13 protein-coding genes are annotated in these 13,387 nt (G+C 53.1%); 10 read left to right on the top strand and 3 right to left on the bottom strand.

The window, feature by feature from the left end:
* Nucleotides 1-16: 16 nt before the first annotated feature.
* The 9 genes from GXM22_RS14460 to GXM22_RS14420 are packed head-to-tail and all read left to right on the top strand — an operon-like array spanning nt 17 to nt 9,163.
* Nucleotides 17-253, top strand: coding sequence for a DUF4315 family protein (locus GXM22_RS14460; RefSeq protein WP_005934785.1), 237 nt, complete (start codon nt 17-19; stop codon nt 251-253).
* A complete protein-coding gene (locus GXM22_RS14455; protein WP_005934784.1) occupies nt 246-1,025 on the top strand; it encodes a DUF4366 domain-containing protein in 780 nt (259 codons plus the stop codon). The genes GXM22_RS14460 and GXM22_RS14455 overlap by 8 nt, the downstream gene beginning before the upstream one ends.
* Nucleotides 1,022-3,091 (top strand): DNA topoisomerase 3, encoded by a 2,070-nt coding sequence (locus GXM22_RS14450; protein WP_005934783.1) that lies wholly within the window; start codon nt 1,022-1,024, stop codon nt 3,089-3,091. Before GXM22_RS14455 ends, GXM22_RS14450 begins: the two co-directional genes overlap by 4 nt.
* Nucleotides 3,081-3,845, top strand: a complete 765-nt coding sequence (locus GXM22_RS14445) for an adenine nucleotide alpha hydrolase family protein (RefSeq protein ID WP_005934782.1) — start codon at nt 3,081-3,083, stop codon at nt 3,843-3,845. Before GXM22_RS14450 ends, GXM22_RS14445 begins: the two co-directional genes overlap by 11 nt.
* Before the next feature lie 16 nt (nt 3,846-3,861).
* Nucleotides 3,862-5,736, top strand: a complete 1,875-nt coding sequence (locus GXM22_RS14440; protein ID WP_005934781.1) for a DUF3849 domain-containing protein — start codon at nt 3,862-3,864, stop codon at nt 5,734-5,736.
* A 12-nt stretch (nt 5,737-5,748) separates the two neighbouring features.
* Entirely contained in the window at nt 5,749-6,942 is a 1,194-nt protein-coding gene (locus GXM22_RS14435) for a MutS N-terminal domain-containing protein (RefSeq protein ID WP_005934779.1), read from the top strand.
* A 1-nt stretch (nt 6,943) separates the two neighbouring features.
* The gene (locus tag GXM22_RS14430; RefSeq protein ID WP_005934778.1) at nt 6,944-7,159 is read left to right on the top strand and encodes a transposon-transfer assisting family protein; all 216 of its coding nucleotides are present in this window, start codon (nt 6,944-6,946) and stop codon (nt 7,157-7,159) included.
* A gap of 13 nt (nt 7,160-7,172) precedes the next feature.
* Entirely contained in the window at nt 7,173-8,945 is a 1,773-nt protein-coding gene (locus tag GXM22_RS14425; protein WP_242651689.1) for an antirestriction protein ArdA, read from the top strand.
* Nucleotides 8,942-9,163: a hypothetical protein gene (locus tag GXM22_RS14420; protein WP_035394658.1), complete on the top strand. Its 222-nt coding sequence runs from the start codon at nt 8,942-8,944 to the stop codon at nt 9,161-9,163. The genes GXM22_RS14425 and GXM22_RS14420 overlap by 4 nt, the downstream gene beginning before the upstream one ends.
* Before the next feature lie 144 nt (nt 9,164-9,307).
* Here the strand turns inward: GXM22_RS14420 and GXM22_RS14415 are convergent, their stop codons facing one another.
* Nucleotides 9,308-9,637: a helix-turn-helix domain-containing protein gene (locus GXM22_RS14415; protein WP_005934776.1), complete on the bottom strand. Its 330-nt coding sequence runs from the start codon at nt 9,635-9,637 to the stop codon at nt 9,308-9,310.
* Nucleotides 9,638-9,788: 151 nt separating this feature from the next.
* Here GXM22_RS14415 and GXM22_RS14410 point away from each other — a divergent pair, with 151 nt between their 5' ends.
* Nucleotides 9,789-10,364: an SLOG family protein gene (locus GXM22_RS14410; protein WP_005934775.1), complete on the top strand. Its 576-nt coding sequence runs from the start codon at nt 9,789-9,791 to the stop codon at nt 10,362-10,364.
* Nucleotides 10,365-10,640: 276 nt separating this feature from the next.
* Here the strand turns inward: GXM22_RS14410 and GXM22_RS14405 are convergent, their stop codons facing one another.
* Nucleotides 10,641-11,252 carry a hypothetical protein gene (locus GXM22_RS14405; RefSeq protein WP_005934774.1) on the bottom strand — a complete coding sequence of 204 codons (612 nt, stop codon included), beginning with the start codon at nt 11,250-11,252 and terminating at the stop codon, nt 10,641-10,643.
* 74 nt (nt 11,253-11,326) lie between these two features.
* Entirely contained in the window at nt 11,327-13,375 is a 2,049-nt protein-coding gene (locus tag GXM22_RS14400) for an ATP-dependent DNA helicase (protein WP_035394656.1), read from the bottom strand.
* Nucleotides 13,376-13,387: the final 12 nt, after the last annotated feature.

Genomic DNA, 13,387 nt, shown 5'->3' with positions numbered 1-13,387 from the left:
AAGAAAGGAGTTTTGCATGAATCCCAAGTATCAAAAAGTCCTCTCCGACATCGAGAAGGCTGAAAAGAAGAAGTCCGAAATCGAAGGGCAGCTCAAGGAGCTGTACGACAAGAAGACGGAGCTGGAAAACCTTGAAATCATCAATACCGTGCGCTCTATGGTGATGGACAAGGATCAGATCATGGCGTTCCTGTCTTCCATGAAGGGCGGCACCAAGCACGCTGAAAATATGGAGGTAATCGACAATGCGTAAGAATTTTCGTTTTCTGACCGTCCTTGCGGTCTGCGTCATGGCGCTGTCCTGCTTCTCGGTGACGGCGTTTGCCTACGCCGATGATACCGAACAGAACCTTCCGGTCACGGAGGCAACCCAGCCGGAACAGCAGCCTGAGACTACTCCCGCACCGGAAAAGCCGAAGGGTGAGCCGATTGACGATAAGGGCAACGCCTACACCCGCGACTTGCTCTATGACAAGGCAACCAACAAGCAGTTCATCACTGTCCAGACGAAGAACGGCAACACCTTCTATATCGTCATTGACTACGATGCACCCATCAATGAGGATGAGGAACAGTACCAGACGTACTTCCTCAACATGGTCGATGAAAGCGATCTGCTTGCGCTACTGGATGAAGATACTGCGGTTGCTCTGACCACCTGTAACTGCAAAGAGAAATGCGCTGCCGGTCAGGTCAACACCGACTGCCCGGTCTGCAAGACCAACATGAGCGAATGCACCGGCACAGCCCCCGTTACACCTGAGCCGGACAAGGATGCGGAAACCGATGTCCCTGCGCCTAAGCCTGAAAAGAAATCCAACGTTGGCATGATCCTCGTCATCTTTGCCCTTGCCGGTGCTGCGGGTGCAGCTTATTACTACATCAAGTTCGTCAAGGGCAGAAAGCCCAAGGATGAGGACATGGACTTCTTCGACGATGAAGGCTACGAGGAAGAGCCGTATATCAACGAGGATGAAGAGCCGCAGATTGCGGAGGATGCTGAAACGGGTGGTGATGAAGATTGATCTTAGTCATTGCTGAAAAGCCCAGCGTTGCCCAGTCCATCGCAAAGGTTCTGGGCGCAACGTCCCGAAAGGACGGCTATATGGAGGGCGGCAATTACATCGTTTCGTGGTGCTTCGGTCATCTGGTGGAGCTGGCAGACGCCAGCTCCTACGATGAGCGGTATGCCAAGTGGCGGTATGACGATCTGCCCATTGTCCCGGAAAGCTGGATGTTTGAGGTCACGAAGGACAAAGCACAGCAGTTCAAGGTGCTGTCCTCTCTCATGAAGGACAAGCGCGTCACCGAGCTTGTCTGTGCAACCGATGCAGGACGCGAGGGAGAGCTGATCTTTCGGCTGGTCTACAACAAAGCCGGATGCGTCAAGCCCTTCAAGCGTCTGTGGATCAGCTCGTTGGAGGACTCCGCCATCCGCGAAGGCTTCAATCATCTCCGGGACGGCAAGGAATATGACCGTCTCTATGAAGCGGCACTCAGCCGCTCGAAGGCGGACTGGATTGTCGGCATCAACGGCACCCGCCTTTTCACCACGCTCTATCACAAGAAGCTGGTGGTCGGGCGCGTCCAGACGCCAACCCTTGCAATGCTGGTGGAGCGCGACGGGAAAATCTCCACGTTCCAGAAGGAGAAGTATTTCAACGTCCACGTCGGCAAGGGCGATCTGACCGCCGATCTGGAAAAGGTCAAAACCGAAGAGGAAGCAAAAAGAATTGCGGCGGCTTGCGAGAAAAAGCAAGCCGTCGTTTCTTCTCTCAGGCAGGAAGCGAAGACGGTCAACCCTCCGAAGCTCTATGATCTGACCACCTTGCAGCGCGAGGCAAACCGCTACTACGGCTTCACTGCCCAGCAGACGCTCGATCTCGTTCAGACACTTTACGAAAAGAAGCTACTGACCTATCCGCGCACGGACAGTCAGTTCATCACGGATGATATGGAGGACACTGCCCGTCAGGTCATTTCCATCGTCTGCCGCCATCTTCCGCTTTTTCCCGGCGTTTCAATCACTCCGGACATTTCCCGCGTAACCGACAACAGCAAGGTCACAGATCACCATGCCATTCTCCCGACCGTCCAGCTTGAAAAGCAGGATGTTTCGGCGCTTCCTCAGTCGGAGCAGAAAATCCTCAATCTTATCGGGGTGCGCCTTCTGTGTGCGACCGGCGAGAAGCACACCTACGCAGAAACGCAGATCTCGCTCTCCTGCGAGGGCTACGAGTTCAAAACCAAGGGGAAGACCGTCGTTCAAAACGGATGGAAAGCCATCGAAGAGCTGTTCAAGTCCTCCCTCAAGACGAAGGAAAAGGACGATCCCATGAAGTCCCTGCCCGAAGTCCATGAGGGCGATGTTCTGGAAGGTGTGTCTGCCAGCGTCACGGAACGCTTCACAACGCCTCCGAAGCAGTACACGGAAGACACGCTCCTGTCTGCGATGGAGACTGCCGGAAACGATCAGTTCGACGATGACACCGAGAAGAAAGGTCTCGGCACTCCCGCAACCCGCGCCGGGATCATTGAGAAGCTGGTGAAATCCGGCTTTGCAGAGCGCAAAGGCAAATCCCTCATTCCCACGAAGGACGGCTGCAACCTCGTCTGCGTCCTGCCGGAACAGATCACGTCTCCCAAAATGACGGCGGAATGGGAAAACACGCTCATGGAGATTGAACGCGGCAAGGCAGATGCGGACGCCTTCCTTAGCGGCATTGTCCGGATGACCGGGGATCTCGTGAAAGCCTATCCCTTCCTCTCCGATGCCGAAGCCCAGCGTTTCGGCACGGGTAAGGAGGAAATCGGCAAATGTCCCCGCTGCGGCTCTCCGGTCTACGTCGGTAAGGGCAACTTCTACTGCTCGAACAAGGAATGCTCCTTCTGCCTGTGGGAAGACAACAAGTTCTTTTCCAGCAAGAAAAAGAAGCTGACCAAGAAGATCGCAAAGGAGCTGCTGGATAAGGGCTGGTGCCGCGTGACCGGGCTTTACACGCCGAAGAAGCCCCAGCTCTACGATGCGGTGATCCGGCTGGATGACAGCGGCGGCAAATACGTCAGCTTCAAGATGGAGTTTGATCGATGACCCGCCAAAGTATGTTGCTTCATGCAGCGGAGGCAAAGACAGCGTAGCGACACTCCTGCTGGCTGCACAGCACAATGAGCCGCTGGACGAGGCAGTTTTCAGCGAAGTCATGTTCGACAAAGACACAAGCGGTGAAGTCCCGGAACACCGGGACTTCATCTATGACCGGCTCAAGCCCTTCTGCGAAAAGGAGCTGGGCATCAAGTTCACCATTCTCCACGCGGACAAGACCTACGATGAGGTGTTCCATCATGTCATCACCCGCGGACCGCACAAGGGCGAGGTTCGCGGCTTTGCATGGGCTGGTATGTGTGCAGTCAATCGGGACTGCAAAATCCCGCCAGTCCGCAAGTACAATGCCGCACTCTCGCCGGACACTGTGAGCTATGTCGGCATCGCGGAGGATGAGCCAAAACGCCTTGCTCGTCTGGATGGAATAACGAAGGTCAGTCTGCTTGCCAAATACGGTATGACCGAGGCGGACGCCTACAAGCTCTGTACGGAACACGGGCTGCTTTCCCCGATCTACGCTCACTGCCGGAGAAACGGCTGCTGGTTCTGTCCCAATGCAAGCGACGAAGAGCTGCTGCACATGATTACAAAACACCCGGAGCTGTTTGACAGACTGATTGAATGGGAGAACGAGGATAACATCTTCCATCGTCGGATGACGCGCAGAGAAACCCCGTCTGAGATAAAGGCTCGTTTACTGAGCAAATCCCAGACGGGGTTTTCTTCTGCCCGGAACAAATAAGAAATGGAGGTTTGAGATGGCTGAAAACAAAAATGCACAGCAAGTCCGCGAAATCACGGACAAGCTGGAACAGGGCATCAAGGAGCTTTTTGAATCCGAGCGGTTCAAGGAATATCTCCGCACGATGTCCAAGTTCTACAACTATTCCTTCAACAACACGCTGCTCATTGCGATGCAGAAGCCGGAGGCAACCTATGTTGCCGGTTATACCTCGTGGCAGCGCAACTTTGACCGTCAGGTCATGAAGGGCGAAAAGGGCATCAAGATTCTTGCACCCGCGCCGTACAAGGTGCAGGAAGAGCGTGAGAAGATTGACCCCGCGACGCAGAAGCCGGTGATCGGCGCAGATGGGAAGGCTGTCACAGAGACGGTTGAGGTTCTGCGTCCTGCCTTCAAGGTGGTGAGTGTCTTTGATGTTTCCCAGACGGACGGCAAGGAGCTTCCGGACATCATCGTCGATGAACTGAAAGGCACCGTCGAGAACTACGAGGCGTTCTTCGATGCGCTCAAGCAGGAATCTCCCGTCCCCGTTTCCTTTGAGGATATTCCGGGCGGCGCAAAGGGATTCTTCTCTCCGGTTGAAAGCCGCATTGCCATTCAGGAAGGCATGAGCGAAATCCAGACGGTCAAGACCGCCATTCACGAGATCGCTCACGCAAAGCTCCACGCCGTTAATCCGGACGAGAAAACCGCCCCCGAAGACAAGAAGGATCGTCACACCAAGGAGGTTGAGGCAGAAAGCGTAGCCTACACTGTCTGTCAGCGGTACGGCATTGAAACCTCGGACTACTCCTTCGGTTATATCGCCGGTTGGTCTTCCGGCAAGGAAACCAAGGAGCTAAAAAGCTCTCTGGACACCATCCGCAAGACGGCGGCTGAAATGATCGAGGGCATTGATGCCAAGCTCAAGGTGCTGCTGGCAGAGAAAGCGCAGTCCGCAGAGAAAGATACCGAAATGCCCGCAGAGCCGATGTCGGAAGTCCCCATTTACCGTGAGACGGCAAATTACGCCTATGAAGCCGGTGAGATGGAAGCATATCGTGCCTCCCTTGCTGCAAACGAGGAATGCCGCAGAGCGATTGAAGCGGCGATCAGCTCCAACTACGGAGATAACCGGCTGGATGCGGATGCTGCCGTGAAAAGCGTCCTTGAGCAGTTCTCTCCGGAGCGCGTCCGGTATGTCCTCGCAAACACCATTCAGCAGAAAGACTTTGACGGGCGCATTCCCCAGCCCCTCAAGGAATGGGCGAAGAACGTTGAGGTCTGCCCGGAGAATGCCTCTCGCTTCCTTGTGGATAAACCCAATCCCGGACTGACAGCACTTTTCGTCGATGCGTTCCGTCAGCAGACCGAAGCTCAAAAGGATGTCACTTCTGAGAAGGCAACGGAAAGAGACCCGGAGGTCGTTGCGTGGGAGAACGATGAGATTACCTCTATTGAGGTAAAAACCGTGGAGGTCAAGTCTCCCGTTGCCTCCATGCCGGAGGAAGCAGCGCAAGCACCGAAGGCGCACCGTCTGACTGCGGAAGAGAAGGAAATCAAAGCCGCCGTCATGGACACGCTCAAGGGGCAGATTGCCTATCACAACGACGGTATGCGGGCGTCCTATCGCGCCTCTAACCACTCCTTCAATCTGCTGGCTCGGAACGGCGTCAAAATCGAGGGCAACACGGTCACGCAGAACGGTGAGCCGCTGTTCAAAATCCATCGCCGTCATGCGGCGCGGAAAACACAGGGCTGTTACCGTGAGCTGATGCCGACGCTGGAATACGTCAAGCAGGAGCAGAAGCAGGAAAAGCCCTCTATCCGCGATCAGCTCAAAGCTGCCGCGAAAACGCAGCCGGAGAAGAAATCCCCGGTCAAATCCAAAACGCACGACATGGAGTTGTGAGAAAGGAGACGCATGAAGAAATACACAGACGTTGACATCATTGCGGAGCTGCAGAAGCTCGTGGACAGTCATGTAGACAGCTACAAGGAAGACTTCGATATCGACAAGCGCATCATCCGCCGCGCCGCCGAAAGCCAGAATCCCGAAGACAAGACGCTGATGTGGTTCTGCCGTCCGCATGGAACGCACTGCCTCAATGAAAATCAGGTCTTTATTCAGGGAACGCGAGATCACAACACCTTCCGTTTCTATGCGGAACAGACCTACGACGAGTGCATTGCCCGCGTCATTATCCCGAAAACCGTCAAGCACGGCAAGGTCTTCGGAGATGTCTTTGAGATCAACTACCGGGAACAGGCGGCAAATGTAGCGCAGAACTCGGTTGCGCCGGATCATGACCGGCTGACCTTTGCAGACGGCTATGTGCTGGACGCCCCATGCCGCAGCAGCTTAGATGCAGCAATGGCTCTGGTCGGTGAGCATGGCGGCGTCAAAACCCACCAGACGCTCCCGAAGGACGCGGATGCTCTGGCGGAAGTGCTGTCCAAGCAGAAAAGCCGCCGTGACAGACTGCCGGATGCAGAAAGGACAGAGGTGCTTTCGCCTCTGCCCGTTGCAGAACTTCGGAAGTACGAAGCAGTCAAAAAGGCTCATCCGGACGCGCTGGTCTGCTTTGCCCAGAATGGCTATTTTGAGCTGTACGGCAAGGACGCGGAAAAAGCCGCGCCGCTTCTCGGCACAAAGCTCCTTGAGAAGAAGGTACGCGGCAAGCCCTCCATGCCGGTGACCGGCTTCCGCGAAGCCGCGTGGGTAGCCGGTTCTCACAAGCTCTGGAAGTCCGGCGTGGATGTCTTTCTCAGCAAGGACGGCGAGACCTTCAAGGAACTCAAAGCCGCAGATTACATTCCTGTCGGCGCGACGCTGAATGTGGATGGCATCAAGTGCAGAATCGACGCGGTTGATTTTACCGCTGATGAAGTCCGGCTGACGAACATCGAGGATAAGAACAGACCAATCCGCTTTTCTGAGAGCATCCAGTATGTCCGCTCGTATGTGGAGGATGCCGGAGCTGCCATCTATGACACCATCCCCAAGAAGCCCGCTGCCCGTGAATCCATCCGCGACAAGCTGAAATCCGCACAGAAAGCACAGCCGCCCCACACACCGAAGCCACAAAAAAACAAAGGAAAGGATATGGAACTCTGATATGAAAAACTTTACCGTGGAAGAAATCAACCTGATGTGCTGCTTCAATACGTCCAGCCGGAAGCGGCTGATCGACGATATGAAGGGCGTCACCCTGAACGACATGGACGGCGAGATCGCAGAGCTGATGTATAAGACCGTCCGGAAGCTCGAAGCCATGACGGACACGGAGTTTGAGGAACTGTATATCATGCCGGACGGCATGGTGGATGACTGAAAGGAGGATGCCTATGCCCGTATTAGACGGTGATTTTGAAGCCTTCGTCACGAACCTTGGCAAGTACAACGAGGGTATGCTGGTCGGTGAGTGGGTGAAGTTCCCGACAACCGAAGAAGAGATGCAGAATGTCTTTGAGCGCATCGGAATCGGCAAGCAGGATGAGTTCGGTCAGCCCTATGAAGAGTGGTTTATCACCGACTACGAATGCCCGATCTATGGCGTTCAGAAGATGCTTGGCGAGTACGAGAGCCTTGATAAGCTCAACTACCTTGCCGCTTTGATTGACGAGCTTTCCCTGAGCGATCAGGAAAAGCTCGTTGCCATTATGGAGGCTGGCTGCGATGAGGTCAGCGACATCGACGATCTCATCAACCTGACGTTCAATCTGGACTGCTACGACATCATGCCCGGTATCAACGACGAATCCGATCTCGGCTACTATTACGCCCACGAAGCCGGTATTTACTCCGAAAAGGATCTCGGTCCTCTGGCAAATTACATCGACTATGAACGCTATGGGCGCGACATTGCGATGGATGAGCAGGGACGCTTCACCGATGGGGGCTATGTCCGCGTTGCAAGTGAACGCTGGGACAGGCAGTTTAACGGGGAACTTGATGATATTCCTGACGAATACCGGATCACCGGCTCAGGGGAAACCGCCGAGCGTGACAGCACCATTGCCGTTCTCATCGTTGAGCCGGGGAAAGAGCCTTATGTGAAGGAGATTGACTCGGATCTCAAGTCCTTGCAGCATGAGGTCGGCGGCTGCATCGAGGCGATTTATCCCTACGAAGACCCTGTTGCTTTAGTCTGCAACGAGGAAGGCAAGCTGGAAGGGCTGCCCCTGAACCGCGCCCTGCGAGATGAGGACGGTGACATCTACGACATTCTTGCCGGTACATTCCTTGTGGTGGGCTTGACGGAGGACAGCTTCGGTTCTCTGAGCGTAGAGCAGATGCAGAAGTTCTCTGACCATTTCAAGGTTCCGGAACAGTTTGCAAAGCTGGGCGATAAGATTGTTGCGATCCCCATGATCTCGAAGGAACAGCAGAAGCAGGAGAGCATCGAGCAGAAGGACTTCGAGATGAACGCCGATACCTCCGGTCTGACGGTTGCCGGTCACATCGGGACGTGGCACACCATTGATCAGCACGAGGTCGGCGGTCACAGCTTTTATCTGATGGAGCATGACACCTACGGCGATGAAGCTGCCTGTATCATTGTCGATGAGCGCGGCAAGCTCGTTCTTGATGATGTCTACAACGGCTTTGACGATGACACGCTCCGCCTTCTCGACCTTGAGGTCAAGGAAGTGCCGGAAATGCCCGATCCCGCGATCTCTGTGCAGGATATGAAGGACTACGGTTACGCATGGGCTGGCGTTCTTCCCGCTGGGCAGGAGGCGGCAGAGAAGGCTTTGGAGAAGGGCTGCGAGGTTTACCGCCTCTATTCCGATAACACCGAGGGCTTGTGTGTAGATGCCAAGGAGATTGCCGATCATGCAGCAAAGGGCGGAATGCTCGGTATCAGCAAGGAAAGCTGGATGGCGGCTCTTGAGAAGGAAAATTATCTCAAGGCAGCGGAGATGTCGATGGAGGATGACTACGGCATGATTGATGGGATCATCAACAACGGTCCGAAGGAGGACAAGACCCTTGATGCCAAAGCCCCCGAAAGGGGCGAAAAGTCCTCCATCATGGACAGGCTCAAGTCTGCAAAGGCTGAAAAGCAGAAGGAATGCTGCCCTCCCAAAAAGCACAAAGGAGAGATTGAACTGTGAGCAGAAGTCAGAAATGGCGGCAGGAGTGGTCGTTCTTCATCGGGGACAGCGGACGCCGGAAGTATAACCGCTTCTGCGTCCGCTGCGTCCATAGCTGCAAGCAGAGCTTCCGTGCGGATCTCATCGCCTGTCCGCACTTCTCCCGCAAGGCGGCGCAGTGTAGACAGTTAGGGGTCGAAAAAGCCTGTGATAGCAAGCCCCAGAGCGGCGCAAATTGACCAACCTAAGTGATTGTATTCCCTGCGCAGTTTCTTCTTTAGCGCGGAAATAAGTGTCGATTTCGGCACTTGTTTGAATGCCCGGAAGACGAACCAAAAGCCTCTGTCGATGCCCGGTTTGGGTGTCGGCAGAGGCTCTTTTTTTTACGACATATTCAAAATAGCGGACAGCAGCTCTTGAACCTGTTGCCGGTATTCCGGCTTTATATCCGAAATACGTCTGGCAAGCGCAAGGGCTTCCGCTTCTGGCTCGTCAGTCCCAAAGATAATTCGGTCCGCACTGATGCCGAGCAAACGGCAAAGGCGCTGCAAGGCTTCAAGAGAGATACCGGAAGCACCACGCTCAATAGCACTCAGGTGATTCGGCGTCATGCCAAGCATTTCTGAGAGCGTATCCTGCGTATAGCCCGCCTGTTCTCTTGCCACTTGAATATTGCCGCCGATCTCAATATTGATGTCCTTCTTCTCTCGCATAGCCTCACCACCTTTGCATTTAGTGTACCTAACGGCGGTGTCATTATCCACGGTATGCCGTCGTTGATTTTACTAACGACATTGCATTGACTGTCCGTGATGAGGGTGATAGAATGGAGTTACCTACCAAAAGAGTGAAAGAAGGGGTGTCATGTCGCGCATTATTGAGTTTAGAAAGTCTGCTCAAAAAGCTGAAAAGCAATCCGTTCAAGGCAAGAGTTGTGCGTTTACCGGTCATAGACCGCAGAGTCTTCCGTTCGGCTTTGATGAATCCGATAAGCGCTGTACTTCTTTGAAGTCTGTTATGCGGGATCAGATTGTAGCACTCATCGAGAACGAGGGTGTCACGCATTTTATTACCGGCATGGCTCTTGGCGTGGATATGTACGCTGCGGAAATTGTACTCGATTTGAAATCAAAATACCCTCACATTACTCTGGAAAGTGCAATCCCTTGTGAGACACAAGCGATCAAATGGTCTGTGGCTTCACGGGAAAGGTATTACAATATTGCTGCAAAGTGTGACAAGGAGACCATGCTGCAACGGGAGTACACGCCGGACTGCATGGACAAGAGAAATCGGTACATGGTCGATCACGCCGATTATATTCTCGCAGTATGGAATGGATGCCCCAGCGGTACCGGGAACACCGTGAGATATGCCCACAAAAAGGGCAAATCTATCATCGTTATCAATCCGGTTTCCCTTGATGTCACGCGGGAATAAGGCAAAAATCCCACTCCTGAATCAAGCGTTGCGAAAACCGTGAAGTATTTCCCGATAGTGAATACACATTGCACTACTCGGTGATTATTGGAAACGTGTACGGCGTATGCTGCCCAGTGAACATCTCCACGGAACACATCGAATTTTCACGGCTTCGTAAAACGGAAAGTGTCACCTTATGAACAGTCCCTTGCCGAGAGAAAAATAAATCGCTGGAAACGGGAACGCCCCCGGCACTGTGCGTCTGGCACAGTGTCGGGGGCGTTTTTCCGTGTCTTAGTTATGAGCCAGTTCATTTAGGAGCAGCTTTCGATAGTCCACATCCAAGACGCAGCGATGGAAGTCCATCAGACGGTGTTCGTCGAACAGCTTTTCACAGAGCTTGGTCAGCGGATGATTTATCAGCTTTGCAGAAATGCCAGTCTCGTTGAAAAACCTTGCCCATGTGAAGACCTCTTCTAAATCCTCTTGCCCAAGCGTGGCAGGAATGATGGCGTTGCAGAGGCGGACAATGGGGCTGTCCGCAAATCGCTCTGCGACTTCCTCCGGTGTGCATTCATAGCGGTCACAGTCAAAGGAAAGCGCATCCTCAATTTTAAGATAATTTTCGGTTTCATCCCGCGTCAAGGTTATGGTGTAGTCTCCCATACCGGACGGCACATCAATATTCTCCATGACATCAAGCTCGTAACGGGATCCGCCGATGATCGCTTCAAAGGAGAAGGACTGACAGATTACTGCTGGGTTCTTGTCTATCTTGTCCTCATTCAGAAAGGACAGCGGATTGTACTCTGTTAGTTCCCAGTCGATTTTTCCTCTCTCTGTTTGTTCAGCGATCTGCTGGATTAGATGTTGTTCTTCTTCGCGCAGATTTTCATTGTACAACATGATACACCTCCGTTTTCTGATTTTCTTTTTTGGGGGGCTGTTCTATGTTTCCGAAGAGAATGCCGTTTGTACCATCATTCCTTGGCTGAGGGCAGACCTTCGTAAAACTTCCTTAGTTCGTCCAGACTGCTTGTCCGATTTTTGATAGGCAGGGAGTCCCATGTAATGTCATGATAGCGTTCCGGCGGCTCATCCCGCAGTCTTCGGTCGATGATGCAGACAATGCCGGTGTCCGTGAAATTGCGGATCAATCGCCCGATGCCCTGCTTGAGCTTGATAATCATTTCGGGAACGCGGACATCCATCAGAGCATCCTTAGCAACGGAACACTTATACTCGATAATCGGATCAGGGACAGGGAACGGAAGCCGGAAAATGATGACATTGGAAAGGCTTTTTCCTTCAATGCTGATACCTTCCCAATATGCGCCCGTCCCCAGAAGCACGGAGTTCGTATCTTCCTTAAACTCATTCAGCACCTTGTCCTGCGACGATCCCGGCTGCTGCATCAAGATTTTGTACGGAAGATTTTTCTCACTGAGAATGGAGTAGACCTCTTCCATGTCGGTCTTTGCCGTAAACAGCACGAGTGCCTTTCCGTTGGAAATGCTCAGGATCGCAAGCAGTCGCTCCACGCCCTTTTCAATGAAGGCTTCATGTTCTCTGGTCGGGTGCGGGAGATCGTCGCAATAGTAGATCATGGCGTGTTCATCGTATGGATATGGGGAAGGCTTTGGCTCGGATAAGCAGCCGCGATCACCAGCAGGAAAGCCGGTATTGCTGATAAAGTAAAAATACTGTTCTTCCAGAGACCCGCTCGTGGCGTTCGTCAGCGTGGCAGAGGTCAAGATGGTTCTTTCATCACCATTGAAGTATAGGCGGCTCACAATTTCTTTTGTGTTTTTAGGGCAATAGACGAGTTCCGTGTTGCTGCCGTGCTGCTCAATCCAGATCAGCATATCATCTATCCGGTCAAGAAGCTCTGAAAGGGACTCGCTGACGGCATCCAGATCATCAGAGGCAGCAAAGGAACGGTTGTTTCTGAAATCCATGCTGGAATAAATCTGAATGCTGGACGAAAGATTGTGTATGGCGGCGTTCATCTCGGTAAGCAGTTCAATCGCACTGCCATTGTTGTCGAAGAAAAAGCGGTCAGCGTAGCGCATATCCTGCTCTGCCTCGTTGATCTGCTTTTGGACTTGTGCTTTCAGGCAGTTATAGAAGGCGATGATTGCGCTCTCTGCCTCTCGCTTTTCACCGGACACACTGCTCTGGTCAGAGGATCGCAGCTCATAGAATGCACTCTTGATCATCCCAAAGAGCATACCCTGTCCGAAACGTTCCGTTGTGGCACTACGCACTTTATCATCCAAGTTGTGCGCTTCGTCCACGACAAGCAGATCAGCGGCGGCGTTAATCAGCCCGTCTTGACCGCGCCGGAGCTTCATGAGATGCTGGGTGAGAAAGTCCTGATTGCACAGAACAACACCCTCCGTGAACTTTAATGCTGCGCGGACTTTGTAATATTTGCACTTCTTTTCACAGGAGCCGCAATTCTTCATGCTGAACCGCTGCACGTTTATCTTGTCCCAGACGCCTTGCGGCAAAACCTCCGGAAAATCCTTGCGTTCCTCATACCCTTGCTTGATTCCGTCTTTAAGCGCGTCCGGTGGGTCTGCTTTCGGGTCACACATATATTCGTCTGCGCGTTTGTTGCAGAGATAATGGGTCTGTCCTTTAGCGAGGATGACATCTCTGTTCAGCCCAAGAAGGGGCATTACCGTGTGGACATCGCGCCAGAGCTGTTCTTGAAGTGCAATGGTCGAGGTTGCGATGATAACCGGCTTGTTCATGCGTTTGCTGTACAGCAGCACCGGCACAAGATAGCCAAAGGACTTTCCAATGCCCACGCCAGCTTCAATCGCAAAATGCTGATCGTTTATGAGGGCGTCCACAATCTCAAAGGACATATCCTGCTGTCCCTCACGCATTTCCAAACCATGCTGCGGGGCTTCATCCCAAAAGAAGGTGCTGACTTGCTCACTCATGGAGTACAGCTCTGCTTTTCTGCGCTTTTTCCGTTCCTCCGATATATTGAATCCAAAATAGAATCTGTTGTCCATCCACATTCCTCC

Source organism: Faecalibacterium duncaniae, from assembly GCF_010509575.1.
Classification (GTDB): domain Bacteria; phylum Bacillota; class Clostridia; order Oscillospirales; family Ruminococcaceae; genus Faecalibacterium; species Faecalibacterium duncaniae.
The sequence above is the reverse complement of the archived record's forward strand: the minus strand, read 5'-3'. Positions and strand labels throughout refer to the sequence as shown.